This window comes from Paenibacillus antibioticophila (genome assembly GCF_000455265.1).
GTDB lineage: Bacteria > Bacillota > Bacilli > Paenibacillales > Paenibacillaceae > Fontibacillus > Fontibacillus antibioticophila.
In genome coordinates, this window is record NZ_HG005139.1 from 1,098,243 (window position 1) to 1,123,903 (window position 25,661).

Consider the following 25,661-nt stretch of genomic DNA (forward strand, 5'->3'; position numbering starts at 1 on the left):
CCTCCTTAAAGTAGGTGAGCGTACATCTGACGTAATATCTAGAAGAGCTTGCTGTCCTTGTCGTACCAGCCGGCCAGTCTATTAGCCGCCAGCACCAGAAGGAAGCCAAAGACGGATTGATAGAGCGTGATCGCCGATGCAAAGCCGAACTCGCCGGAACGAATGGCCGTGCGGTAGACATACACATCGATAATGTCGGTTGTTGGCAGCAGCAGCGGATTCAGGAAGGTGACCCCCATGATCATGCTGAGATCTCCCTTGAGCATGCCGCCGATGCTCAGCAGCGTCATTAGAATAATGGAAGGAATCAGCATCGGCAGCGTGATTCGGGTAATAAGCTGCCATCTGGAGGCGCCGTCGATCCGTCCGGCCTCATAATAGGAAGTATCAATGCCCTGCAGCACGGCGTAGTAGATGATGGCGCCATAGCCTGCGCTTTTCCAGATATTCGCCAGCACCAATATGATGACGAACAGCCATGGGCTGGAGTACCATTCAACTTCGGGGATGCCAATAGCTGTGAACAGCTGGTTCAGAATCCCTTTGTCGTAATCGAGCAAGGAGAAGAGAATTGCCCCGATAATGATCCAGGAAATAAAGTAAGGGAAGAACATGACGCTTTGCGTTACTTTAATGAACCATTTGCTGCGCAGCTCATTCAAAATAATAGCGATCGCTACCGAGAAGAACGTACCGGTCAGCATATACAGCGCGTTCAGCATCACGGTATTGCGGGTGGCTCTGAAGGCTTCCTCCATGCTGGAGAAGAAGAATTCGAAATTGGAGAATCCTGCCCAGGGACTGCCGAATATGCCGTCATTAAAGTTGTAATTTTTGAAGACCAGGATCAGTCCGCTCATCGGCAGGTACGCGAAAAGAATCAGAACGATGATCCCCGGGAGAGCGAGCAGATAAAGCGAGCCATCCTTCCGAAGGGCTTTACGGAAGCTTCCGGGTTTCGGGGTTCGGGACTTCGGGACATTTCGTCCGGGGACCTCCGGTAAGGTCTCTTGCATCATGACCGGTTCAACTCCTTTATGTTAGCGTTAACATTTTGCTGCGTCCTGGCGATTGGGCCAACGCTCTTTATATGGCAGAGCATAAATCAGCGGTTTATGAAAGCGCCATCATAATAATCGAGAAAAGGTTAAAAAAAGCGGATTTTCAAGGCTTAAAAAAACCGGAAAAGCTTCGTTTTTTTGTTGTATCGGCTCGAATGCCCATGAAAAAAGGGATTATCTTTAGCCTGCCGAAAGGTAAGGAGGCTTCAGATATCCCTTTTAAGAGGTTGTTCAAAAAATTATTTTGACTGCAAAATATGATTCATTCTCCATTTGGAGGGGGTGACCCCATAACGCTTTTTGAATTGAGTGGTGAAATAGGTGCTGCTGCCGTAACCGACCCGTGCAGCAATCTCTCGAATGTCCAGCTCCAGGTTCGTGACCAGCAGCGATTTGGCTTGTTCCAGACGCAGCTGGTTGATGAAATCCGGGAAGCTGCTGCCGACTTCCTCGGCAATCAGTTTACTGAGATACGCGGGACTGATCGACAGCTTATCGGCCAATACGTTTAGCGAGATCCCGGGATCATGATAATGCTCCCTGATGTAGTGAACAGCTTCTGCGGCAAGGCTCCTGGTCCGTATGGCAGCTATGTTGGCCAAGCGTTCAAGGGCGGCGAAGCAGCACTCTTCCAGCCAGCTCTTTAGCTTGTCATAGCTCTGAATCTGCCAGACCTGCCGGTAATAATCCCAGAACTCGGCGTGCCAGGCATCTGCTCCCGCTGCGGCAGTGCGGCTCAATTCAAAGGCAAGCCTGGATAGAGCGGTTGTGGCGGACTCGGCACGATAGCTGCAGGCTACGGCCAGCAGCCGCTCCACCGCCTGAGGGATCCGGTCTGTCTGATCCGGGTGCCGGACGGCTTGAAGCACAGGCTCAAGAGTGCTGTCCGGCATCGGGCTGCTGTTCAAGTGAATAATGTCGTCTGCAAATACAATATTTTGCTGTTGATGAAACTTGATGTATTGCAAACAGTCAGCCCCCTCGCTGTACTTGGGTCGCAGCAGGCCGACATCACTCGTAAGACCGCTGATCCCCAGCGCATGACTGGCGCCGGCTTCAGACAACCACGCGGCAATCTCTTCCCATTTCTTCCGGTAGAGCGCATAGTCTCCCAGACTTCCGGCGGATACCTCACTGAGAATGATCACGGCGCCTCCTTGATGCGGACGGAAGGACTGAATCGAACCTCGGCCCGAAAAGGCGGCCTCAATTCCCGCGATGATCTCTTCGACGGTTGCGGCCGGGCTGTCATCCTGACTAGGTTGTATAGCGTCCAGCACACATACGCAGTAAGCCCCTCCGGAGGCACAGATGTTCATCCTGGGCGTCTCGGCATGACTGGCGTCACTGTGCGGAGAGAGCAGCCAGCGCATTAAGGCGCTGTCGTCGCTTTCTTTTTTGAGCTGCTTTAATTTGGCTCCGATCATTTCCAGCTCCAGGTCTGCTGCATCCAGATCATTACCGAATCTTAAGGCCTCTTGATTACCGGAGATATGAAAGATATTTCCGAACAACCGCCTGATCGGCTGATAAATCCTCCGGGAGACAAGATTAGCACTTACCGATACAGCAGCAATGAGGAACAGACATAACAAGACAAGGATATTGCGGAGCCTTGAAATATCACGGACGCTGTCCTTATAGGATGTCTCGGATAAGAACCACAGCTTGTCCCGGGGAGAATAGATGAAGGTAATCAATTGCGGCTCTTCAGCGCCCTTATAGACAAAGGAACCCCGCTCGGAAGGAGAGGCAACGACACGGCTCAGCATTTCAGCATTCAACGAAGTACCGGAAAGCGTGCTGTGCATGAGTACACTGCCCTGCTCGTCAAGGACAGCATACCGGGTAGATTCTTCGGTCTTTTGCGAAAACAGGTTCTTCTGCAGCTTGCCGAGGTTGACGGTCAGTGCAACGCCTCCGTAATACTCGCTATGTGCGAACGCCATGTCATTATAGAAGACAATCATCAGGGTCATGGGGGTTCCGTCATTCATGACAGCCTTCCATAGAAAGGGAGAGTCAACGAGCTGGCTGCCCTTCACCAATTCAAACAGCTCCTGCTTGGATTCAGCGCTAAGCGGCATATTTTCAAACATCGCAACAGGCTTGTCCACCCCGAAAATATAGGCATTCTCCAGATATTGATTGACGACCAGGGCCCCGCGTACCTGACTGAGGGCATTGTAGAGCTGATCGCTCCATTCCGTGTCGCCGCTCATCATCAGGGAGTTGATATTCGGGTTCGCGTAGAAGTCCATCGTGTAGTTCTGGACGATTTCTTTATAGTTCGTAAAAACGGTTTCCGTATTCAGCAGCACATTCTGGTTTGCCTTGTTGACATTGGCGATGGAAATATTCCTGTACAGGTAGAAGATCACGGTGGCCAGCACGAGAATACAGCAAACAGAAATGAGGGTGAAGCTGACAAAGAGGCGGGTATAGAGCGTCCTTCTTTTTCCCAAGATGATCTCCCCTTTAAATGGTAGTTCTTTCTCCATTTTAGAGGTGCAGGTGTTCAACTGACAAGCACTGAATTTATTTATGATAGCATGAAAGTATAAAAATATATAAATATGACATGCAACAATCAAGAAAATTAAATTTGGTTGTACTATAATTGTTTATGCTTACAATTCATTTATGTGAAGGGAGCCTTTTGCCTTGAGAACATTTCGCAATCCGATACTGCCTGGATTTTACCCCGACCCTTCGGCTATTCGAGTCGGCGAGGACTACTATCTGGTAACTTCAAGCTTTGAATTTTTCCCCGGTGTTCCGATTTTTCACAGCAAGGACCTGGTAAATTGGAAGCAGCTCGGCCATGTGCTGGACCGTCCGTCCCAGCTCAACCTGGACAGCATTATCCCATCCAGAGGAATCTGGGCGCCAACCTTGCGGTATCATGAGGGTGTTTTTTATATGATCACGACATACGTCGATAATGACAAGGAGCAGCACAACTTCTATGTCACTGCAACAGATCCTGCCGGGGACTGGTCTGATCCCGTATGGCTGGAGGATGCTCCGGGAATCGACCCTTCCCTGTTTTTTGACGATGACGGGAAAGTGTATTACACAGGGAACCGTGTTCCTCCTGAAGGTCAGGACTACCCGAAGCATATGGATATTTGGCTGCAGGAGATTGATTTGGAGTCGGGCAAGCTGGTTGGACCCAAGCACAGCATTTGGCAAGGGGCTCTAAAAGTGGGCCATGCCCAGGAAGGACCGCATATCTATAAAATCGGAGGCTGGTACTATGTGCTGATTGCCGAGGGCGGCACCGGCCATACCCATGCAGTCACGATTGCCAGAAGCCGCAACGTACTTGGCCCTTATGAGGGCAACAAAGCAAATCCGATCTTGACCCATCGTCATCTGGGAAGAGGCTATCCGATCGTTAACGTCGGTCATGCCGAGCTTGTGGAAACCCAGCATGGGGATTGGTGGATGTTCTGTCTGGCCTCCCGAACCTGCGGAGGATACTACCGCAATCTGGGAAGAGAGACCTTCCTGACACCGGTTAGCTGGGAAAATGAATGGCCTGTCGTGAACCCGGGTAAAGGGGTGGTTGAATTTGAAAGTGCAGCACCTGATTTGCCGGAGCAAAAATGGCCTCAGTCTCCGGCGCGTGATGATTTCACGGACGGCGAGCTTGCACTGGTATGGAACTTCCTGCGAACCCCCCGCGGCGAGTTCTGGAGTCTGTCCGACCGTCCGGGTTATCTGCGGCTTCAGCTTAAGCCGGAGCGTCTGTCGGATCTGGCAAACCCTTCATTTGTGGGGCGCAGGCAGCAGCATCTGAGCTTCCGGGCGGCGGCGGATATGACGTTTGATCCCCAGGCAGAGGGTGAAGTTGCCGGGCTGGTTCTGCTGCAGAATGAGAACTATCATTTCCGTTATGAGCTGGGGCTGGAGGCAGGAAAGCCGGCACTTCGTCTGATCGAACGCCGTAATGGCCAGGAGAAGCAGCTCGCCTCCGTACCTTATAACTCAGAAAAGGTACAGCTAAAGGTCGAAGCGAGAGGACAGGATTATAGCTTCTATTACCGGACAGATGAGAGAGATAAATGGAATCTGCTGCTTGGCGGAGCTAATGGAACCGTGCTCAGCACGGATCTGGCCGGCGGATTCACCGGAGCGTATATGGGGATGTATGCCAGCTCTCAAGGAGCAGAAAGCTCACGCTATGCCGACTTTGATTGGTTTAGCTATGAGGAGCTCAACTAGGCGGGGAGGAATGCTGTCATGATGAACGATATTCAGGGTCAGGCATATCCGGTGCCCGAGTTGCCTTCCATTTCTGAGCGTACCTTTCATGTAACCGATTATGGAGCGAATGGAGACGGACTGTCACTCTGCACTGCTGCTATTCAGGCAGCACTGGACGATTGCGCCTCATCGGGCGGAGGGATGGTAGTCATCCCCCCAGGTATTTGGCGGACAGGACCGCTTACACTCCATAGCCGGCTCAATCTTTGCGTTGAACGGGGAGCTTTGCTGCAGTTTGACTCCGATTACACCCTGTATCCCCTTGTGCAGTCCCACTATGAGGGTAATTCCGGTTGGCGCTGCCAGGCACCCTTGGATGGTGCCGGTCTAAGTGATGTGGCGATTACAGGCCAAGGAATTATCGATGGAGGCGGCGAGGGATGGAGACCGGTAAAGCGCTTCAAAATGACGGAGCAGCAGTGGGATCGGCTGACCGCTTCCGGAGGAGCGCTTGATCCGGACGGGGAGATCTGGTGGCCTTCCCTTGCTGCATTGGAAGGGGAGGGCATCTGCCGGAAGCTGCAAGACGAAGGTGAGACGAGCCGGGAAGCTTATATGGCTGCCCGTGCTTACCTCCGTCCGGTGTTGCTGAGCTTGCGAGACTGTCGAAGAGTGCTGCTGGAGGGGCCGACCTTTCAGAATTCTCCGGCCTGGTGCCTTCATCCTCAGGGATGTGAGCAAATTACCATGCGAAATATCCGGGTGCGAAATCCATGGTACTCGCAGAATGGAGACGGTCTGGATCTGGAATCCTGCTCCCACGCCCTCGTCGAGCACAGCAGCTTCGATGTAGGGGATGACGCTATTTGCTTGAAATCAGGAAAGGGCGAGGAAGGGCGCAGGCTGGGTATGCCCAGCCAGTACATCACCATTCGCCATTGCACGGTCTATCATGGTCATGGCGGCGTCGTCATCGGCAGCGAGATGTCCGGAGGCGTTCGGGCGGTCAGGGTGAATCATTGCACATTTATCGGCACCGATATTGGATTGCGTTTCAAAAGTGTTCGGGGGAGGGGCGGCGTCGTCGAGGATATCGTCATGGAGAATATTCTGATGAGCGGTATTGTGCATGAAGCCGTGTCCTTCCATCTGTTCTATGCAGGGGTTGAAGGCTCGGAAGGATACATGGATGATCCGGTTCCGGTGACCGAGGAAACCCCGGTATTTCGGAATATCCGGCTGAGCAATGTAATTTGCCGCGGAGCGGATACCGCCCTGCTCGTCAATGGTCTGCCGGAGATGCCGCTGACCGACCTCGGCATTACTAATTTTCGCGCAATGAGCCGGCGGGGCATTGTTCTGCGCAATGCCGACCGCTTGCTTCTGGATGAGATTGTCCTGCACACGGAAGAGCAGACACAGCCTAAGGTTGCAGCATACCGATGCGGCGATGTCCAACTGATCCGGTCCGGCGGGCTTTCGGTAACAACGATATAGCTGCAGCAGGACAGTAGGAGAGGAAGCCGGGCTTTTATTTTTCAGTACGGGATGGAGCACTTTGTGACCGGGCTTCTTTCCGATACTGAAGCGGAGTAAGTCCGGTCACTCTTTTAAAGGTTTTATTGAAATGAGATAAATGCTCGAACCCGATTGCCGGAGCGATCTCTTGAATCTTGTCCGAAGACTCGGCAAGCAGCCGTTCCGCCTCCTTAACACGAAGATGAACGATATATTCGCGAAAATGAAAGCCCGTGAACCGATAGAAAACCCGGCTTAAATAGGAAGGGCTGATGAAAAAGTGCTTGGCTGTTTCTTCGATGGTCAGCGCCTTATTATAATGGGTGCGAATAAAGGTGGCTACATCGGTTACCAGCTCATGAAGCGGATGCTTGCGTTCTCCAGCCACGGGAGGAGGACTTGAGCGCTGCAGCAAAATCAGCAGTTCGGTCAGCAAAGCGATGACAGAGCTTTCATAGTAAGGCTTCTCCAGCCGGCATTCCTCCAGCATTCGGTTCAGGAGACTTTGCGCATCGTTCTGTTCACGCAAGCTCAGTCTGAACAGGCGGTATCTCCGTCCATAAAACCAGGCGGATTCATCGCGGAGCGCAGGGGGAAGCAGCGCAGGATCGAAGTGGATCAGAATCCGCTCAAATTCGGCAATTTCGGAGCTGGCGGTGGAGTGAAGCTCCCCTCCGGGAATCAGAATGAGCTCCCCCTTATGGACGGTAACGACTCGATTATCCACAAAATAGACGCGTTCGCCCTCTGATAAGTAATAGAGCTCTGTCCATGGATGGCTATGAGGACGCGGCATGGCGGTGACGCCTTTGCGCATCATATGCTGAATGCTGTAACGTCCCTGCTCGATTTGATATTTGGGGTTGGGGCCAGTTACTTTAGTCATTGTGAGCTGCCTCTTTTCTTGGAACAATCTCTTATAGAATAAATACCTTGAAATTCGAAAGGAGTCAAACATGCTGATCACGGTTTCCAAACAAGGCGATGAGGGCTTCGGCAGTCTGCAGGCAGCGCTGGATTCCATTCCGCGGGGCCACAAATCGGAAGTGACGATACGGATCAAGCCCGGCGTCTATGAAGAGAAGATTACGGTGGGCCCGGAGGCTCCGCCGATCCTGTTGCTTGGGGAAGACTCGCAGTCGACAATCCTATCCTGGTCGGATAATGCACATACCCTTGGTCCGGATGGAGAGCCGCTCGGAACCTTCAGAAGCGGTACGCTGAATGTATTTGCGGAGAATTTCACGGCCGAGAATTTGACGATCCGCAATACCTCCGGGCCTGGGACCGGGCAAGCGGTGGCAGCCTTCGTGGATGCCGGACGGGCGGTGTTCCGCCGTGTGAGCTTGCTCGGCGATCAGGATACGCTATATACCGGATGCGGCAAGCAATATTACCACGAGTGCTACATCGAAGGAGATGTGGATTATATATTCGGCGCGGCGACGGCGTTGTTTGACCGCTGCCATCTGCATAACAAGCGGTCTCGCGGGTACATTACCGCCGCATCCACACCGGAAGGCGAGCCGTTCGGTTATGTGTTCCTGGACTGTCGCATCACCGGGGGCGAAGGGGTAAGCGAGGTGTACCTGGGACGTCCATGGCGTCCGCATGCGTATGTCGCTTTTATTCGTACTCAGATGGATGCTTCAATTATCGGAGAAGGCTGGCACAATTGGGGACAGCCTGACCGAGAGCAGACCAGCCGGTATGAGGAATTCGGCAGCAGCGGTCCCGGTGCGAACCCTGCGGCCAGAGCAGCTTGGTCCCGTCAACTGACAGACAAGGAAGCCGCGGAGTACCGAGTGATTACGGTGTTGGACGGCTGGCATCCCGAAGGTTACTAAGGCGTTCTCCGCATGGTATCGTTACATCAGTTAGGAAGGGAGAAGCGAGCATGTCCACCACATTGGAGCAGTTTATGAAAGGATTGACCGATGCCGCACCCCGCAGGGGATCATTTCACCAAGATATTTCCTTTGAGGAGTGGAGGGCCAAGCTTGCAGACGGCTTGACGGCACGGCTTGGCGGGTTCCCGGAATCTCCGGCGGAGCTGCAGCCGGTAAGGCTTGAACAGGTATCCTGCCCCGGTTATATACGGGAACGGATAGAAATCACGACCTGCGAGGGAACGCGCATGGCAGTCTATATCCTGCGGCCAGAACGCCCGTTGGCTTCACCTGCTCCGGCGGTTATTGCTGTTCATGGACACGGCTATGGCAGCCGGGATATCGTCGGTCTGATAGCAGACGGAACGGAGCGCACGGGACCGCCTGGATTGCATAAGGATTTCGCAGTGTCCCTGGTGAAGCAAGGCTTTATCGTCGCGGCCCCGGAGCTGCTTGGATTTGGGGATAGAAGGCTGGCGGAGGACATAGCCAGCGGAGATCCGGCGAAAAATTCCTGCTACCGCCTGTCCACGGCCTTGCTGCTGGCCGGGCAGACGATGGCGGGATTCCGTATTTATGAGAATATGAGGATGCTGGACTATTTACGGACCCTCGAAGAAGTGGCGCCGGACCGCATAGGTATTATGGGGATTTCCGGCGGAGGCTTGGTAGCCGGCTTCACGGCTGCGCTTGATGAGCGAATTGCCTGTGCGGTGGTCAGCGGCTATGCGGGCACTTTTGCATCGAGTATTTTAACCCGGCACCATTGCCTCGATAACTATATCCCCGGGATCTTGCTGGAGGCCGAAATGCCGGATTTGCTTGGCTTGATCGCTCCGCGCGGGTTGTTTCTGGAATCGGGAGATACCGATCACTTATTCGGACCGGAGGGAGCAAGGCAGGCGCTCGACCGGCTCAAGCTGATCTATGATGCGGCGGGCTGCTCTGAGCAGGTAGAGGCAGACTTTTTTGCCGGGGGACACGAGATCCATGGTGATCCGGCATTCGCCTGGCTGCGAGAGCAGTTAGCGGATGAACGCCGTCCTGTTAGCGCAGCCAATCAAAAGGAGGGATCTACGGAGCTTTTGCGTGACGAATTGTAATCGTTCAGTCCGTACTCGCGGATGAGGTTGAGCTCCTCCGGAGTCATCAGGCCGGATCGAAATAAATTCAGATATTCCTCCGAAACGCTTTGGTTAAAAATCAGCAAATCATCTGTGTTGATCGTAACCGGGACTCCGTGATCGAAGAGGGTGCGGATGGGATGCTTATCATAGCTGTCCGCTACCTTCAGCATCACATTGCTGGTAGGGCATATATGCAGGGTAATAAGGTGATTGGCCAGCCATTTCATGATCTGAGGCGATGCAGCGGCGGCGATGCCGTGATGAACCTCCTGTAATTCAAGCTCCTCAACGGCTTCCATTACATCGTCGGCGGAGCCGAACTCCCCGACATGGGCACGAAGCTTCACCCCGTAGGATTGGGCGCACCGATATACAGGCTTGAAAGCAGTAATGGGTTGAGCGAGCTCATTATTGCATATATCGATTGACGTAAACCAGCCGTAGGAGAACAATTCCTCAACCCGATTCAGGATCGCTTCCGGGCGGTCTGCCCGGTCCAAGGCTAATTCCGGATAAAATTTCGTGCGGGGAGCAAAGAGCTGATGAAGCTCATTAATCGTAGTCATGAAATGCTCCATGGAGCCAAGGGAATCCACTTCACCCATGCCGAAGCTCATGGACAGTACGGTAACTTGATCCTGGTGCGCTTGGGCAAAGGAGGCTTCGATTCGCTTAAGGTATCCCTGAAGTCCTTGACAATGCACCTTAATATTTTCCTCAAACCACTGCTGCATCTCGCTCAAATCCTCAAACGGCTGAATCGGGGGATGGATGGCGGTTCCGGCCCATTGCCCGATATAGCTCATACTTCCTCCGCGTCCGGCGTGGTTATGTAGATCGCTCTTGGGGATGTGTTGCAATTCGGCTAAGGAATCAAGAGTAAGCGCCTGGATAAATGCATCCTTCATAAACCGTAACCCCTTCCAATCTGCTTGTTGACTATCTATTCGTATCATGATAACATATATTTCGTTGCCGCTAAATCAACGGCATCACAAAAATGCGGTCGTGGCGGAATTGGCAGACGCGCACGGTTCAGGTCCGTGTGGGCTAACCCCCCGTGGAGGTTCGAGTCCTCTCGACCGCACCAATCCTAAGATGAATAAGCTCTTGAATTTCCCGATGGGGGAGTTCAAGAGCTTTTTTACTTAATGGCTTCAGCCAGTTAAGCACGCGAAGCGTGCGAAACAAAACAACAGTTATACGGGTGCAAGATTTAAACATTTTACGGCTGGTTTTGAACAATTTCTGAATGTCCGGATAGATATAATTAGTCATATCATCAAAATTTGTAAGCGCTTTATTATCGTTGGATCAATCGAAAAGGGGGAGCAACCCTGTTCAGCGAAGGGACGAAAAGCTCGTTTACCGAATATGTAACCAAGCTCAGACTGGATCAAGCCGCGGAACTGCTTATCGCCAATTCGCGGTTGCCGGTATCGGCCGTTGCCGAACGGGTCGGTTACAGGAACGTTCAATACTTCCACAGTAAATTCAAAGCGCGATTCGGCGTGACTCCTGTCCAATATCGAAAATCGCAGCAGGGGTTTAAAGATTTGCAAACGCTATAACCGAACAAACCGCGATGCTTTGTTTCAGAAAGAACCGCCCGACACGACATTCCGGGCGTTTTTTTCTTTATAAATCTAAAGAAATCAAACCTTCGGGAGACGTCAAAACGAAAAATGACGGGATTTGGAGAGCCCCTGGGTCGGGTTTAAACACTTCTGCCAAGACAAAACCGCAATCATCGTGACTCACAGGCTGGGTTCGGTTCAGATCGCCGATAGAATTATCGTATTAAAGGCGTGTTGATGGCAAAGGAAACGGGCGTTTCAAACCGAAAAGGCTACGATGAAACGATTCATCGTAGCCTTTTCTTTGTGCTTTCCGCATACTGGGATAATCTGAATGTTACGCGCCCAAGAACATTTTCATATCGTCCTCGACGTTAGTAATTCCGCCGATGCCGAATTTCTCGACCAGGATGTTGGCCACGTTCGGCGAAAGGAACGCGGGGAGCGTCGGGCCCAGGTGGATGTTCTTCACGCCGAGGTAGAGTAAGGCAAGCAGGACGATCACCGCTTTTTGCTCATACCAGGCGATATTGTACGAAATCGGCAGTTCGTTGATATCCTCCAGGCCCAGGATTTCCTTCAGTTTCAGAGCGATGACGGCAAGGGAATAAGAGTCGTTGCACTGTCCGGCGTCCAGGACGCGGGGGATGCCTCCGATTTCACCCAACTCGAGCTTGTTGTATTTGTACTTCGCGCATCCCGCGGTCAAAATGACCGTATCGCCGGGAAGTTCCTGGGCGAATTCCGTATAGTAGTTGCGCGACTTCATCCGTCCATCGCAGCCGGCCATGACGAAAAAGCGCTTGATCGCCCCGGCCTTCACGGCATCCACGACCTGATCGGCGATCCCGGTTACGGTATGATGGGCAAAGCCGCCGACGATTTCGCCGTTCTCCAGCTCGGTTGGCGGGCTGCACCGCTTGGCGCGGGCGATGATTCCCGAGAAGTCCTTCGGCTGCCCTTCAGGACCTTCCGGAATATGCCGTACGCCGGGATATCCGGTGTTACCGGTCGTATAGATCCGGTCCATGTAGCTGGATTTCGGCGGGACGATACAGTTGGTGGTCATCAGAACCGGCCCGTTGAAAGCGGCGAATTCCGTCGTTTGCTGCCACCAGGCATTCCCGTAGTTGCCGACGAAATGCTCGTATTTCTTGAAGGCCGGATAGTAATGGGCCGGCAGCATTTCACTGTGCGTGTACACATCGACCCCCGTGCCTTCGGTTTGCCGCAGCAATTCCTCCAAGTCTTTCAAGTCATGTCCGCTGATGAGGATGCCCGGCCGGTCGCGGACGCCGATATTCACCCGGGTTACTTCCGGATGCCCATAGGTTCCGGTATTGGCCCGATCGAGCAGGGACATGGCTTCCACGCCGAATTTGCCCGTCTCCATGACCAAAGCGACGAGATCGTCCGCGGTTAAGGCATCGTCCAAAGTGGCGGCGAGGGCCCGGCGCATAAATAGATCAATAGCCGCATCCGAATGGTTTAGGTGAAAAGCATGATACGTGTAAGCGGCCATTCCTTTAAGGCCATAGGTCAACAGTTCACGCAAAGAGCGGATGTCCGGATCGTTTGTGGCGAGAACGCCGACTTGCTTGGCCTTGGCGTCAAACGAGGCTTCGTCGTCAGCCAGCCAAACCGCGGCATCGGGAAGCGCAGCGTCATCGCCGGAGTGCCGTTCGTCCCAGTGGCTTCGGACGTCGGCCCGCAGCGCGAGCGCTTCCCGGATTTTGGAGATGAACACGTCGCGGTCAAAATTAGCGTTCGTAATCGTAGCAAAGAGAGAATCCATAATGAAGACGGAAATCCGTTTCTCCAACACTTCGGGGAGGCGGGCATCGATCGAAAGAAACGAGATGCCTTTCAATACATAGATCAGCAGATCCTGCAGGTTGGCGACATCATGCGGTTTCCCGCAAACGCCTTTAATCGTGCAGCCGGTTCCTCCGGCCGATTCCTGACACTGAAAACAAAACATGGATGACTGCTGGATGCCAACAGGGGATGCGGATGAGGTCATCTTTAAAAAACCTCCTATGGAAAAATATAGTGGAAATATGTAGCTGACATCCAGAAGCATAACGCCGGGGGCAAGATGGTCAGGTGATTTCAATCACATTTTTAACAGGGACGAACGGTTACCAAACAAATAGTTCATCGGACGAGGTATTTTTGCGGCAACTTGCCGAGCTCGGGCTTGCGGTGACCGGTCTGGAGGAATTGACTCCGTTGCTCCCTGACGGAAGCATCGACTATTCTGGCATGCTGGTTGGGGCAACGTTCTATAAGGAAGTTCTCAATCTGCTGGATAACTATGCCGGAAGCTTCGCTTTCTTAGTTCAACTTATATATGAGAAATTTTAATTTTAAATTATCTAAATTCTAGACGGGGATGTGTCGAAATATGTATTATAATGACGAAATATAACCAGAGGAGATACCGCTTATGATGAAAACAATCCGCTTTAACGCTTTACGTCCCAAGTTTCTTTTGCTATGTCTTTTACTTTTGGCTGTCCCTTCGCTTCTGCTTGGCTACTTGGCGTATAATACTTCCAAGCAACAACTGGATGCGTCGGGCCAAGCCCAGTTGAAAAACAGCGTTCGTTTAGGGATCGCCATGATCAACAATTTGAACAAAGAAGTCGAAGCGGGCCATTTAACGCTTGAGCAAGCGCAGGATATGTTCCGTGAGGAGATTCTTGGGCCCAAAGGCACAGATAATACACGACCGATTAACTTCAAGTATGTTGTCGGCCAAAGCGGATACTTATATGCGGTCGATAAAAGCGGCATCTCCGTTATGAATCCCGCCAACGAGGGAGCGGACATGAATACGATCGTGACCGAAGACGGCGTGGAAATGGGCAAAACGATCATCGAACTCGGCACGGCCGGGGGAGGCTTTTACACATACATCTGGAACAATCCGGTCTCCGGTGAAGACGAAACTAAAATTTCTTATGTGGAAATGGACGAAAACTGGGGGTGGATTGTAGGTTCGGGGGCTTATATGAGCGAGTTTAATCAAGGGGCAAACGAGGTGCTGCGTATTCTCGTCATGACTCTGGCGATCTCTTTGGCGATCGGCGCAATCGCCGCAGGGCTGTTCGTCAACTCGATCGTGAAGCCGATCTCCGTGATGGCCCGACAAGTGGAAAAAGTAGCCGACGGCGATTTGACGATGGAACCGATGACCGTCAAAAATAAAGACGAAGTGGGAAGATTGGCGGAAGGCTTTAACACAATGACAGGCAACCTGAGAGCGTTGATTCGTCATGTATCGGGCAGCTCCGAGCAGGTGGCCGCTTCATCCGAAGAATTGAACGCAAGTGCGCAGCAAACGTCCAAAGCCACCGAACAAATCGCGCTTTCCGCCCAGGAAGTGGCGGTGGGAGCGGAGCAACAAGTCAAAACCGCGCACGATGCCAATGCGGTCGTCAGTGAAATTTCCAAAGGCATGGAGCAGGTTGCTCATTCGATTCAGGCGGTTGCCGAAGCGGCCGTAAGCGCAAATGAGGAAACCGTAAAGGGGCATGAAGTGGTTAAGCAAACGGCGGAGCAAATGAGCGTGGTGCAGGAGCGGGTTGAAGCGACGGCCCAGGTGATCCACACGTTAGGGGAGAAATCCGGCGAGATCGGAGAAGTCATATCTTTGATTACGGAGATCGCCAATCAAACCAATTTGCTTGCCTTGAATGCGGCGATTGAGGCAGCCAGAGCCGGGGAAGACGGAAAAGGCTTCGCCGTAGTGGCTAATGAGGTTCGGAAATTGGCCGGGCAATCCTCCGTAGCCGCCGATAAGATACGCTTGATGATTCAGGACATTCAAAATGAAACCCAGGGCGCGGTAACGGCCATCCTGGAGGGAACTCGCGCCGTTGACGAAGGGTTGAGACAAACCCGGGAAACAGGAGACAGCTTCAGGATCATCACCCGTATGATCGGCGAAGTATCCTCCCAATCCCAGGAGGTGTCCGCCGTTGTGCAGGAAGTTAGCGCATCTTCCCAGAACATGGTGGCAATGATCGAAGCCGTGGCGCTGATCTCCGATCAAACCGCCGGGAACTCCCAAAGTATGGCAGCGGCTTCCGAAGAGCAGCTGGCATCGATGGAAGAGATTACGGCCTCCGCAGCCAATTTGGCAAGTATGGCTGAAGAGCTGCAGAGTTTGGTAACCAAATTTAAAGCGTGATGTTTACCGGGAGGATGCCGGCCGCAGGGCCGTGTCATCCTCCCTTTTTATTCCCAATGAAATGTTTTTTAGCCTAAACGATGTGGCGCCAAAGGGTCGGTCTGTCCCATGCGTATTTATGCTAACGCTGACCAGGATGCTTATTGGGGCGAAATGCCGTCGTGAAAGAGCAGTACACGATCCTTGAGCAGTATTCGTCCCAGATCGATGATCAGGCGCTGATGCAAATGAATATTCACTACCATGTGCTGGTGCTCGAAAGCCTGAGGCTGCTGCTTGGCGAAGAAAAGGATATGCAGGTGCGCGTGGCCGGTGACGGGAGGCAGGCGAAGGAGGCCTGCGAACGGGAGCTGCCGGACCTCATCTGATGGACATCCACATGCCTGAAATGGACTGTCTTCATGCAACCAGGCTGGTGAAAGAGAAGTGGCCGGAAGTTCGCGTCATCATGATGACCACGTTGGATGAAGTCGATGTCGTCGCAGAGTCGCTGCGCCTGAGGGCGGAGGGGTATCTGCTGAAATCGGTTCATCCCAAGGAACTCGCGGCGACGATCAGACTCGTGTATAGCGGAGGCACGATGATCTCGCCGCATGTCGCGCAGCAGCTTTTTCAGCAGCCGGACAACAACATGACGAATCCTTACGGCTTAACCGAGAGGGAACGGGATATTACTTGCCGGAGTGCTGGGTAACATTTCCACGCAGCCGGGTTTCATGCTATCTTAATGGGATGAATATGTTCAAATTCTGGCGAATCATGGAGCGTAAATATGAACTTTGACTGCTTAATTGTAGATGACGAGCAAGTGCTTGCGGAGACGACATGCGAATATTTCAATATGTTTGAGGTAAAAACGGCCTGTGTGACCAGCGCGGAGGCATGCGAACGCTTCCTGCGGGAGAACGACACCTCGCTGATTCTTCTCGATATCAATCTTGGCGGGAGTTCGGGGTTTGACCTGTGCAAAAAATTGCGGCGGACGATGGATCTCCCGATCCTTTTTATCAGCGCCCGCAGCAGTGATGACGATGTGCTGATCGCCCTGAACATCGGGGGCGACGATTATATCCAAAAGCCGTATACACTAAGCGTTCTGCTGGCCAAGGTCAAAACCGTACTCCGGCGTTACGGAAAGCAACATCCCGCGGCGGACGTGCTGGAATTCGGGCGGGTGCGGATCGATTTGGCTCTTTCCCGTGTTCGGGTAAACGGCGAGGAAGTTAAATTCAAAACACTGGAGTACCGTCTGCTCTGCTATTTGGCACAGCATAAAAACCGGGTGGTGCCCAAAGAGGAGCTGTTCGCCAAGGTATGGGGCGAATCGATTACCGGAGACGGAACTCTAAATGTGCATATCCGTCACTTACGCGAAAAGATCGAGGATGATCCCAACCATCCCCAATATATCAAAACGGTGTGGGGTACGGGATATGTGCTGGAGGACGGCACGCGATGAGAATAAAGAGGATGCTCCTGACGTTGCTTGCGGTATGGATCCTCGGTTTCACGTTAGCGCTCCGGGTGATTGAACCGGACGTCGACCCCCGGTTTGATACGGTGATGGCGAACCGGTTGTTAAAGACGGTGGAAAGCCGCTGGAACGAGATTGAGGCAGGCGATTACAGCGGCATCCCACAGCAATTTGTCGTGCTTGACTCACTCGGGAATGTGCGCTACCGGACGACCGGCGGGCTGCCCGAAACCGTGAACGATGCCGTCAGGAACAGGGATGTGGTGCTCGATGTGGTGGTTTCGGGGCAGCCTGCGGGAAAACTGATCATCCACGATGATTACGGGCAAACCATTCAGCGCAGCAAACGGCATTTGGCGTCGGTGGCTCTGACCACATTTAGCGTTTTAATAGTAATGTGCGCGCTCTATGTCCTGTTTTTAAACCGTTCTCTATTCCGGCCGTTCCAAAAGCTGCAAAAATTCGCCCTGCATGTGGCCCGCGGAAATCTGGACTACCCGCTTGAAATGGAAAAAAACAATCCATTCGGCGCTTTCACAGAAAGCTTTGACATGATGCGTGAGGAGCTGGCGGCGGCGCGGAAGAGCGAATATGAGGCCAACCGAAGCAAGAAGGAGCTTGTCGCCAGCTTGAGCCATGATATCAAGACGCCGGTCTCCTCCATCAAGGCGATCAGCGAATTGATGCTGGTGCGCGCAAACGATGAGAAGACGGTCAGCCAGCTAAGCATGATTCATGCCAAGGCCGAGCAAATCAATCGGCTGGTTACCGATATGTTCCATGCGACCCTAGAGGAATTGCAGGAGCTGAAGGTGAATGTGACCGAGGAATACAGTTCAATCCTGCAAGAAATGATCAAGAACGTAAATTACGATGACCGGATTGAATGCGGACCTATTCCGGAATGCCTTATGTTGGTGGATCCTATGCGTTTGCAGCAAGTTCTCGACAACGTTCTGAGCAACTCCTACAAATACGCGGGCACCAGGATTAAAATCAATGCATATATTCATCGGGACAGGCTGCAGATCGAGATAATGGATTACGGAAAAGGAGTTAGCCCGGAGGAGCTGCCGTTACTGTTTAACAAGTTTTACCGCGGTCACAACATCGAAAGCCAGACCGGGGCCGGGCTGGGGCTATTTATTTCACGATATTTGATGCGGAGCATGCAAGGCGACATCGAGTGTCATAACCGTATCGACGGTTTTACCGTCACCTTGAGCATCAAGTTGGCCTGACCTATTTAAGGAATGGTTAAGGATTAGACAAAGATTAACTAAGAATTGATCTTGTAGGATAGTAATGTAGCGGACAGCCGATGGTGCAATTCGTCGACAAGGGAATGATCGTTTCGTGCCAAATAAGATATTGAGAACGGAGAAACTATGCAAAACCTTCTCCACGGGCGGAAATCAGCAGCATGTGCTCAAAAATCTGGACCTCGAAATACCGGAGGGAGACTTTACGGTGATTATGGGCAGCTCAGGCTCCGGCAAATCGACATTGCTCTATGCGCTTTCCGGCATGGACAAACCCACTTTGGGCGAGATTTATTTTGATGGGAAAAATATTACGCGCTACACCGAAGACCAGCTTGCCGTTTTTCGCCGAACTCACTGCGGATTCGTGTTTCAGCAAACGCACCTGCTGGATCACATGAGCTTGATGGATAATGTGCTGGCGAGCGGACTGCTGATGAACAGAAACAGGCGGGCGCTTACGGCCAAAGCGGAGCAGCTTTTAACCCAAGTCGGATTACCCGCCTCTTCCTGGGGCAAATTTCCGTCCCAGTTATCGGGCGGAGAGGCCCAGCGGGCCGGCATGGTCCGCGCCTGTATAAACGACCCGTTAGTCTTGTTCGCGGACGAGCCTACAGGCGCCCTTAATTCCGCGTCCAGCGACAGCGTGTTGGATGTGATGACAGGGATGAACCGGGGCGGACAGAGTATCGTGATGGTTACGCATGATGTGAGAACGGCTTTAAGGGGCAGCCGTATCCTGTATTTGCGCGACGGCACCATCTACGGTGACTTGACATTGGGGGCTTTCCAGGACGAACAGGATGGGGGACGGCGGGAGAGACTCAACGAATTTTTGGCCGAAATGGGGTGGTAAGTTGAACGTATTAAATCCGGCCTCTTACCATTACAAAAAGTCAAAAAGCACTGCCGTTTTCCTGTTTATTCTGATCATGATTGCCGGACTTTTGATGAACCTAGGTCTATCCTCGCTCACCGACATGGACGGTTTTTATGCGGATAAGGTGCGGGAGCTGCACGACCCGCACGTGAGCATTACGATGAACAGCGCGAGCTACAAGGCGGCTTACCGGGATTTTTTGTCATCTTATCCGGGGGTACAAGAGGTGGAGACGGAGCGCGTAATCTTGCTGTCCTCGGCTACGATTCCTTTCTATAAATATGACTTGGGTTATGGTATTCGTACCATGGTGCTTGATGCGGATGCCGCCCGGAATATCGCTCCGGTTAAGCTGATTGAGGCGGCTTCCATCGAGTATAAGGACGGGATTTATATTCCGTATACCCTCAAAGTGAGAGGCGGTTACGAACTGGGGGATAACTTCCCCGTTACTTATCGGGATAAGCAGTATACCTATCGCGTGGCTGGATTTTTCGAGTCGACTTTAATGGGGACTCCCAAGCTGGATATGCTGAAGTTATATTTGTCGCAGGCCAGCTACCTCCAGTTGTCCAAGGATGCGGGACCTGCAGCCCAAGGAACGCTAATGTCCGCCATCTTAACGGACAGCGAGCAATCGGGCACGCTCTTAATGGATTACTACAGAGCGTTTCCTCAGTCCAACGAGACCGTGATTCCCGGTTTTTGGGCTGCGGATACGCATATGGCCGAGGATGGCGGGGCATTCATCGTTTACTTTGTCAGCCTGATTCTGGTCGTCTTTGCGGCGGTTATGGTGTTGGTGTCACTTCTTGTGATCAAATTCCGCGTAACGGACCGTATCGAAACGGGGATGGTCGGTATCGGCGTTCTGAAAGCGATGGGCTACACTCGTCTCCAGATTGTATTCATGTATGTCGTGCCGTTTATATGGCTTGCATTCGCGGCAAGCGTCGCTGGTGTGGCCGTCTCCTGCGCGGTTATGCCCCTATACGGGAACATGGTCTCTGCATTGGCGGGACTGGTATGGAACGGAAGCGCGCATGCGGTCTTTACGCTGGCCTGCGTCGGGATGGTGACTTTCCTGGTCTTTGCGGTGGCGTACCTTTCGGCTGCGCCCATTTATCGGCTTCATCCCGTCGAAGCCTTGCGGGGAGGAATTAAGTCCCATAATTTCAAGCGCAACTATCTCCCGCTAAGCCGTACCCGAGGCGGCGTTCATTGGTTGCTCGCCTGCAAAACGACATTAGCCGCCGGACGCCAAAATTTGCTTCTTGGATGTATTATGGCCGCGGTCACATTCGCTTCGGTTTTCTCGGTGATTCTGTATTACAACACGGCCATGGACAAAACAGCTCTGTTCCGCATGCTCGGGTCGGAAACGCCCGATGTCGGTATCCAGGTCGAGTCCGGCGTGGACAGTTTACAATTACTTGCGGCGATCCGGCAGATGGCAGGGGTGAACAAAGCTATTTTAATGGAGTCGATTCCAACAGTGATTCAGGGTCAGAACGTAAGTACGGAAATTATCGATCAATTCGAATATATGGACAACCAAACGGTGTATGAAGGGCGCTATCCGCTATATGACAATGAGATTGCCGTCACCGGCAAGCTGGCGGGTCTGCTCGGCAAAACGATCGGGGACTCCATCAAGGTGGAAGCCGTTAACGGTTCCTATATATATTTGATCACAGGGTTGAATCAATCATTCAGTGCGGAAGGAAAGGGGGCTTCACTGACCCTGACGGGCGTGAATCACTTAATCCCCGGGCTCAAGGGGATGTCCATCAATGTATACTTGCAGGAGGGCAGTAAGACGGCTTTTATGCAAGAGGTCCAGGCGGAGTACGGGAATCTGATCCGTTCCTTAACGGATGTGAACGAATCCAAGGAAAGCGGGACACAAGTATATGGTTCGGCCTTGTTGGCCGTGATGACAGTCATTCTATCCATATCGGTACTGGTGGTCGTATTAATTCTGTTTCTTGTGATCAAGACATCCATTCTGAAACGGCGAAGAGATGTGGGAATCCTCAAAGTGGCGGGCTACACTTCATTTCAACTGATAGCCCAGTTGACGCTAAGTATCATTCCCGTAACGATTGCCGGTGTTGTGGCGGGCGGCGCTCTGGGCGCCCTGTATACCAACGCCATTTTGGAACTCCTGCTTGCGGATGCAGGAATTTCCAGAGTCCGTTTCATCGTCCCGATGCCGTATATTGCCATGTTATGCACGGTCATCGTAGCCTTTTCCTGTCTGGTTTCGCTGTTTGTGGCGCGCAGAATCAAAGGGGTTACCCCCTATGTGTTAATAACGGAGTAGCAGGATGGCAGCTTATTGCTTGAAGATACAGATGTATCGCACCGCAAAGATGGGTCGCGTTGTGCCTGAAATCAATAAGCTGCGGAAATCCGGAGGACGAGCAAAAACTAATTGTGGTTATTAAATACCTACTATGTCTGCATTAAAAAGATATGAAATACTCTCTTGGAAGGAGAACAACAAAATGAGCACTGCAATGCGGAAGCCGTTATTTGCGCTTTTGATAAGTGTACTTCTTTTTACCGTTTTTTTGGTTCCGGCCTCTGCGGCGGATACGACCCAAACCGGGGAAACCCCTTCGGGGATTCCTTACAACCGACTGGAGCGGGAGATCGACGCCTACGTAAACTCATATATCGGCAAATCAACACCTGGCGCCGCGGTTGTGGTCACCAAGGGTGACCGGATTATTTTCTCCAAGGGGTACGGCTATGCCGATTTGGAGCGCAAGACAGCGGATGATCCCGCTGCTACCGTGTTTGCTTACGGCTCCATCAACAAAGCCTTCGTCTGGACGTCTGTGATGCAGTTGGTGGAAGCGGGCAAGATGCGGCTGGATCAGGATATCCGGGCGTATTTTCCAAAAGAGGTCGCGGAGAAGCTGCGTTACGACAAGCCGATAACGATGTTGGATATCATGAGTCATACCGCCGGTTATGAACAGCACCCGTTGAGTACGTTTACGCTGTCGGCGGAGAGCTTGACCTCGCTGGAAGAGACGCTGCTGTCCAATCAGCCGGAACAAATCTATGAACCCGGCCAAGTGATCGCTTACTCCAACTTTGCCACGGCCTTGGCCGGCCTGGCGGTGGAGAAGGTGAGCGGGGAATCTTTCTCCGACTATGAAATGAACCATATTCTGAAGCCTCTGGGAATGAACCGCACATCCGGCCATCCTACCTTGGCGGATCATCCGGATTTGCGGGAGGCGGAAGCTGCAGGTTACGCAGTGAAGCAGGAAGGTGGCTTCGAAGCGAGAGCGCACTATTATGTCCCCTTGTATCCTGCGGGAGCCATGGAAGGTACGGCGGAGGATCTGGCCCGCTTCGCCATGGCACTGTACGCCGCGGATAGCCCGCTCTTCACCCGACCGGAGACGGCGCGGACAATGCTTTCCCGCAGTTATACGCCGAACGGGGAAATTCTCTCCAATGCGCACGGATTCTGGGAATACCGGGCAGAGCCACATGTCGTCGGTCACAGCGGGAATGTGAAGGGTTTTTCCAGCAACTTTGCGGTCGTTCCCGAGGAGCGGCTTGGCATCGTTGTTTTGACGAACACAGAGATCGAGCAGAAGCTTACCTCAGGCATTATAAATCTGCTGGTTCAGGACAAGGCGAAGGAAACCGAGGAACCGGCCCCGGAGGCCGATTTGTCACCGTCCAGCAAATTGGCCGGATACTACGTTCAATCGGGCGGTACTTACTCCACCTATCACGAGGTTACCAATTATCTGGGGTTGATCAAGGTGGAAGCGAAAGGGGAGCATGATCTTACCTTGAGCGTGATGGGCATGTCGGGCGAGCTTAAACAAACAAGTCCAAATGTATACAAGTTCGCCAAGTCCGACAATCCGAGATTTGAAAGATTGGCGCCGGTGCTGTATGCGGAAATTTCGGACGGAGAAGTAGTCAGGTTAAGCAAAGGAATTGCCACGGATATATTGCCGCTCAAGGGAAGCCGCTCGCTTCCCGCGCTGATCAGCTATTTGGCAGTGGCTATCCTTGCAATCGTGTTTTTTCTGCTGGCTCCCTTTGTTCTGTTGATCCGCTGGCTTCTGCGTAAAAGAAAAGGCGCCCTGTCCGCGTCGGCAGGATCGGCAGGCGGTCGTTTGTTGGCGGCCGCAGTCCTGTGCGGGACACTTCTCGTAGTCAACATTCTCTACCTGCTGGTGAACGCCATGATCAACGAAAACGTGACGGTAGGCCAGATGAATTTTGGCGTTGCCCTAAATGGGGTGCTGACCTTGCTTGCCGCAGGAATGTATGTGTTCTCCCTGGTTAAAAGCAGAAGTATACCGCAATCCAAATGGCAGAAAGGGGGGCGGATCGCCACGGGCGTGCTGTTCACCGGCTTTGTCTTGCTGTTGGCCAACTGGCACTTCTTCTACTTCATCCCGTAAGGCACTGCAAAGCTATGCACAATGGCTTCGTCAAGAAAGTGAAATTTATTAGGAAGAAGGTCGCCAGACGATGCGGTTTATTTTTATAAATAAGTCCAATCAATTGCGCGCGGGATGGGAAGTCTTGCTTGCGGTAGCGGCTATGTTTGTGTTGAAGAGGATCTGTATGCTCGGTCTGTCACTGTGGACGGATTCCGGGGACGGATGGGCGCGCCTATTTAATGGGCTTGGCTTGTATATCCTGCTTGTTGTCGGGTTTGTCGTCAAAGTTATTCGTAAAAAGCCGCTCGCTTCGATTGGCCTTGTCCGTCCGGACGGCAAAAGGCTTTTAACCGGCTTTTTAAGCGGAACATTGCTGCTGAGCACCATTATCGTGATTCTGCTGGCATTGGGCATAGCAAATGTACAAGGAGATTGGCTGCATCCGAAATGGGGACGGATCGATTTCGTTGATTTGTTCATCGTCTCCATCCTGGCGGGAATTTCCGAAGAGGTTCTCTGCAGGGGGTACATTCAGCAGCTTCTCTCCAGCCGATTGTCTCCCTTCTGGGCCATGGCAATCATATCAGCCGGATTCTCGCTCGGGCATATGATGAACGGCGGGTTCACCTGGATTAGCGCCCTTAATATCACGCTCGTGTCGCTGGTTTTCTCGGGTGTGACGATCTTGACGGGGAATCTTTACTTCGCCGTCGCCTTTCACACCGCCTGGAATTTGTTCCAGGGTTATGTATTTGGCGTTGCGGTCAGCGGGCATCCGGTTGAAGGAATTTACAGCATGGAACTGCAGGGTGTAAGCTGGCTCAGCGGAGGCAGCTTTGGTCTGGAAGGAAGCGCAATAACAACGCTGGTGCTTGGACTGGTCTGCGCGGCGATGTTGATTGCAGGCCGCAAGAAGACTAGCGGTCACAAAGAGGCTGTCGATGATCCCCGGTACCATAGTCCATTGCGATGACTCCCTATAGCTGGAGTTTTCAGGGGGAGGCAATGAGTTAATTGGAGCAACATGCCCTGAAGAATAACGGGAAAACTTCCCGTTATTTTGGCCTATGTTGACAGTAACTCGCAATTAGCTGGAAAACCTCCAGCTAATCTTAGACACTCCTACTAATTCCGCCCTTTTGAGCGGAATTAGCGGGAGTATTTCCAGTTAAAGGGTGACGTTTGTGCGAAACAAGCCAAATTAACGGGAGAAACTCCCGTTAATTGGATTTTTGCCACCGTTTCTCAAATCTCGTAATCAGTCCACCACCGCTCCTTCCCAAAGCTTCAAGCTCCCAATGGTTTTCTTCGAAACATGTACTTACCCAGTAAGAAATAAAAGACAAAACTGATGCCGACCATCGCGTACAAGCTCCATTCCTGAACTCGCGGCGAGAAAGGTGTACCTTGCGGCATCATGGTATAGAAAGGCAGAACAAACGGAAACCACATGCCAAGCGCAGACGGAAGGCCGGAGAACACGATGTTCAGCAGGACGCAGACGACATTGATGCTGAAGGCGATGCCGAAGTTTTTAAACCGGCTGGAAAACCATAACTGGATGGCGGCCAACGGCAGGATGCCGATCCAGCCCAACACGGCGCCGCTCACCACGAATAGCCAATCGAGGTTGCCTTCAACGCCGGCAACCATGCCGCTGCCGATCTCCGCCGCGATGAATAGCACCTGTATGATCGCCAGCATGCAGAGCAACACGGCGTACTTGGCCGAATAGATGCTGGAACGGGAGTAAGGTGTGGCAAGCAACTGCTTCCATCCCCCTGATCTATGCTCGTACAAGCAGATCAGACCCGCGATGGTCCCGGATAACAGCGGAAAGAAAAACGACGTATGCAGGTTTATGATATACATCAGGTAATTCGGCCAACTCGGTTCGTAAACGGCGGAAAGCATGCCCCAATTGCTGCTAGCCAATGTTACATCCGCCATCAGGGCGATGAGGATAAGGAGGGCGATCAGCCTCCATTGGATTTTCATGAATTCTGCGGTAATTAGTTTGTTCATCTCGATAT

General features: G+C 52.4%; 22 protein-coding genes and 1 tRNA gene. 17 read left to right on the top strand and 6 right to left on the bottom strand.

What is annotated here, in order from left to right; all coding sequences use genetic code 11:
• Positions 1-38: 38 nt before the first annotated feature.
• Positions 39-1,019 (bottom strand): ABC transporter permease, encoded by a 981-nt coding sequence (locus TX85_RS04820; RefSeq protein WP_049894795.1) that lies wholly within the window; start codon positions 1,017-1,019, stop codon positions 39-41.
• 71 nt (positions 1,020-1,090) lie between these two features.
• Here TX85_RS04820 and TX85_RS04825 point away from each other — a divergent pair, with 71 nt between their 5' ends.
• Positions 1,091-1,309: a hypothetical protein gene (locus tag TX85_RS04825; protein WP_148444325.1), complete on the top strand. Its 219-nt coding sequence runs from the start codon at positions 1,091-1,093 to the stop codon at positions 1,307-1,309.
• Here TX85_RS04825 and TX85_RS04830 read toward each other — a convergent pair.
• The gene (locus TX85_RS04830; protein WP_044477979.1) at positions 1,301-3,526 is read right to left on the bottom strand and encodes an AraC family transcriptional regulator; all 2,226 of its coding nucleotides are present in this window, start codon (positions 3,524-3,526) and stop codon (positions 1,301-1,303) included. The two genes, TX85_RS04825 and TX85_RS04830, sit on opposite strands and share 9 nt — an antisense overlap.
• A 199-nt stretch (positions 3,527-3,725) precedes the next feature.
• Between TX85_RS04830 and TX85_RS04835 the strand changes: the two genes are divergently transcribed.
• Positions 3,726-5,291 carry a glycoside hydrolase family 43 protein gene (locus TX85_RS04835; protein WP_044477980.1) on the top strand — a complete coding sequence of 522 codons (1,566 nt, stop codon included), beginning with the start codon at positions 3,726-3,728 and terminating at the stop codon, positions 5,289-5,291.
• An 18-nt stretch (positions 5,292-5,309) separates the two neighbouring features.
• The gene (locus TX85_RS04840) at positions 5,310-6,770 is read left to right on the top strand and encodes a glycoside hydrolase family 28 protein (RefSeq protein WP_049894796.1); all 1,461 of its coding nucleotides are present in this window, start codon (positions 5,310-5,312) and stop codon (positions 6,768-6,770) included.
• Between the two features lie 34 nt (positions 6,771-6,804).
• On the opposite strand, the gene TX85_RS04845 is transcribed toward TX85_RS04840, so the two are convergent.
• Complete coding sequence (locus tag TX85_RS04845; protein WP_044477981.1) at positions 6,805-7,677, bottom strand: helix-turn-helix domain-containing protein; 873 nt, start codon at positions 7,675-7,677, stop codon at positions 6,805-6,807.
• Positions 7,678-7,747: 70 nt separating this feature from the next.
• Between TX85_RS04845 and TX85_RS04850 the strand changes: the two genes are divergently transcribed.
• Together TX85_RS04850 and TX85_RS04855 are read left to right on the top strand one after the other, a co-directional pair.
• Entirely contained in the window at positions 7,748-8,638 is an 891-nt protein-coding gene (locus TX85_RS04850; protein WP_044477982.1) for a pectinesterase family protein, read from the top strand.
• Complete coding sequence (locus TX85_RS04855; RefSeq protein WP_262362614.1) at positions 8,554-9,783, top strand: alpha/beta hydrolase family protein; 1,230 nt, start codon at positions 8,554-8,556, stop codon at positions 9,781-9,783. The genes TX85_RS04850 and TX85_RS04855 overlap by 85 nt, the downstream gene beginning before the upstream one ends.
• Here TX85_RS04855 and TX85_RS04860 read toward each other — a convergent pair.
• On the bottom strand, positions 9,741-10,715 hold the full coding sequence (locus TX85_RS04860) for an amidohydrolase family protein (RefSeq protein WP_044477983.1): 975 nt from the start codon (positions 10,713-10,715) through the stop codon (positions 9,741-9,743). The two genes, TX85_RS04855 and TX85_RS04860, sit on opposite strands and share 43 nt — an antisense overlap.
• A 94-nt stretch (positions 10,716-10,809) precedes the next feature.
• Here TX85_RS04860 and TX85_RS04865 point away from each other — a divergent pair.
• Positions 10,810-10,897 (top strand) — tRNA-Leu (locus tag TX85_RS04865).
• A 247-nt stretch (positions 10,898-11,144) separates the two neighbouring features.
• Positions 11,145-11,378: a helix-turn-helix domain-containing protein gene (locus TX85_RS28140; protein WP_392391832.1), complete on the top strand. Its 234-nt coding sequence runs from the start codon at positions 11,145-11,147 to the stop codon at positions 11,376-11,378.
• 343 nt (positions 11,379-11,721) lie between these two features.
• On the opposite strand, the gene hcp is transcribed toward TX85_RS28140, so the two are convergent.
• Positions 11,722-13,407: a hydroxylamine reductase gene (gene hcp / locus TX85_RS04870; protein ID WP_044477984.1), complete on the bottom strand. Its 1,686-nt coding sequence runs from the start codon at positions 13,405-13,407 to the stop codon at positions 11,722-11,724.
• A gap of 83 nt (positions 13,408-13,490) precedes the next feature.
• On the opposite strand from hcp, the gene TX85_RS04875 reads away from it, so the two are divergent.
• The 10 genes from TX85_RS04875 (at position 13,491) to TX85_RS04920 (ending at position 24,601) form a co-directional block, all read left to right on the top strand.
• Positions 13,491-13,751 (top strand): hypothetical protein, encoded by a 261-nt coding sequence (locus TX85_RS04875; RefSeq protein ID WP_148444326.1) that lies wholly within the window; start codon positions 13,491-13,493, stop codon positions 13,749-13,751.
• 82 nt (positions 13,752-13,833) lie between these two features.
• Complete coding sequence (locus TX85_RS04880) at positions 13,834-15,582, top strand: methyl-accepting chemotaxis protein (protein WP_049894797.1); 1,749 nt, start codon at positions 13,834-13,836, stop codon at positions 15,580-15,582.
• Positions 15,583-15,725: 143 nt separating this feature from the next.
• Positions 15,726-15,950: a hypothetical protein gene (locus tag TX85_RS27285; protein WP_044477986.1), complete on the top strand. Its 225-nt coding sequence runs from the start codon at positions 15,726-15,728 to the stop codon at positions 15,948-15,950.
• A complete protein-coding gene (locus TX85_RS04890; protein ID WP_044477987.1) occupies positions 15,950-16,276 on the top strand; it encodes a response regulator in 327 nt (108 codons plus the stop codon). Before TX85_RS27285 ends, TX85_RS04890 begins: the two co-directional genes overlap by 1 nt.
• A 78-nt stretch (positions 16,277-16,354) precedes the next feature.
• A complete protein-coding gene (locus tag TX85_RS04895; RefSeq protein ID WP_044477988.1) occupies positions 16,355-17,041 on the top strand; it encodes a response regulator transcription factor in 687 nt (228 codons plus the stop codon).
• The gene (locus TX85_RS04900) at positions 17,038-18,297 is read left to right on the top strand and encodes a HAMP domain-containing sensor histidine kinase (RefSeq protein WP_044477989.1); all 1,260 of its coding nucleotides are present in this window, start codon (positions 17,038-17,040) and stop codon (positions 18,295-18,297) included. Before TX85_RS04895 ends, TX85_RS04900 begins: the two co-directional genes overlap by 4 nt.
• Positions 18,298-18,427: 130 nt before the next feature.
• On the top strand, positions 18,428-19,174 hold the full coding sequence (locus TX85_RS04905) for an ABC transporter ATP-binding protein (protein ID WP_233500611.1): 747 nt from the start codon (positions 18,428-18,430) through the stop codon (positions 19,172-19,174).
• A gap of 1 nt (position 19,175) precedes the next feature.
• Positions 19,176-21,524 carry an ABC transporter permease gene (locus TX85_RS04910; protein WP_044477991.1) on the top strand — a complete coding sequence of 783 codons (2,349 nt, stop codon included), beginning with the start codon at positions 19,176-19,178 and terminating at the stop codon, positions 21,522-21,524.
• A gap of 184 nt (positions 21,525-21,708) precedes the next feature.
• The gene (locus TX85_RS04915) at positions 21,709-23,646 is read left to right on the top strand and encodes a serine hydrolase domain-containing protein (RefSeq protein ID WP_044477992.1); all 1,938 of its coding nucleotides are present in this window, start codon (positions 21,709-21,711) and stop codon (positions 23,644-23,646) included.
• Positions 23,647-23,716: 70 nt separating this feature from the next.
• Positions 23,717-24,601 carry a CPBP family intramembrane glutamic endopeptidase gene (locus TX85_RS04920; RefSeq protein WP_044477993.1) on the top strand — a complete coding sequence of 295 codons (885 nt, stop codon included), beginning with the start codon at positions 23,717-23,719 and terminating at the stop codon, positions 24,599-24,601.
• Between the two features lie 314 nt (positions 24,602-24,915).
• On the opposite strand, the gene TX85_RS04925 is transcribed toward TX85_RS04920, so the two are convergent.
• Positions 24,916-25,653: an ABC transporter permease gene (locus TX85_RS04925; RefSeq protein WP_044477994.1), complete on the bottom strand. Its 738-nt coding sequence runs from the start codon at positions 25,651-25,653 to the stop codon at positions 24,916-24,918.
• Between the last annotated feature and the right edge of the window lie 8 nt (positions 25,654-25,661).

Bases quoted from the DNA above. Each gene is read 5' to 3' on its own strand.
- TX85_RS04900 (WP_044477989.1), top strand. From the start codon at position 17,038: ATGAGAATAAAGAGGATGCTCCTGACGTTGCTTGCGGTATGGATCCTC.
- TX85_RS04845 (WP_044477981.1), bottom strand. From the start codon at position 7,677: ATGACTAAAGTAACTGGCCCCAACCCCAAATATCAAATCGAGCAGGGA.
- TX85_RS04895 (WP_044477988.1), top strand. From the start codon at position 16,355: ATGAACTTTGACTGCTTAATTGTAGATGACGAGCAAGTGCTTGCGGAG.
- TX85_RS04925 (WP_044477994.1), bottom strand. From the start codon at position 25,653: ATGAACAAACTAATTACCGCAGAATTCATGAAAATCCAATGGAGGCTG.
- TX85_RS04840 (WP_049894796.1), top strand. From the start codon at position 5,310: ATGATGAACGATATTCAGGGTCAGGCATATCCGGTGCCCGAGTTGCCT.
- TX85_RS04920 (WP_044477993.1), top strand. From the start codon at position 23,717: ATGCGGTTTATTTTTATAAATAAGTCCAATCAATTGCGCGCGGGATGG.
- hcp (WP_044477984.1), bottom strand. From the start codon at position 13,407: ATGACCTCATCCGCATCCCCTGTTGGCATCCAGCAGTCATCCATGTTT.
- TX85_RS04890 (WP_044477987.1), top strand. From the start codon at position 15,950: ATGGACATCCACATGCCTGAAATGGACTGTCTTCATGCAACCAGGCTG.
- TX85_RS04850 (WP_044477982.1), top strand. From the start codon at position 7,748: ATGCTGATCACGGTTTCCAAACAAGGCGATGAGGGCTTCGGCAGTCTG.
- TX85_RS04825 (WP_148444325.1), top strand. From the start codon at position 1,091: ATGGCAGAGCATAAATCAGCGGTTTATGAAAGCGCCATCATAATAATC.
- TX85_RS04820 (WP_049894795.1), bottom strand. From the start codon at position 1,019: ATGATGCAAGAGACCTTACCGGAGGTCCCCGGACGAAATGTCCCGAAG.
- TX85_RS04915 (WP_044477992.1), top strand. From the start codon at position 21,709: ATGAGCACTGCAATGCGGAAGCCGTTATTTGCGCTTTTGATAAGTGTA.
- TX85_RS04880 (WP_049894797.1), top strand. From the start codon at position 13,834: ATGATGAAAACAATCCGCTTTAACGCTTTACGTCCCAAGTTTCTTTTG.
- TX85_RS04860 (WP_044477983.1), bottom strand. From the start codon at position 10,715: ATGAAGGATGCATTTATCCAGGCGCTTACTCTTGATTCCTTAGCCGAA.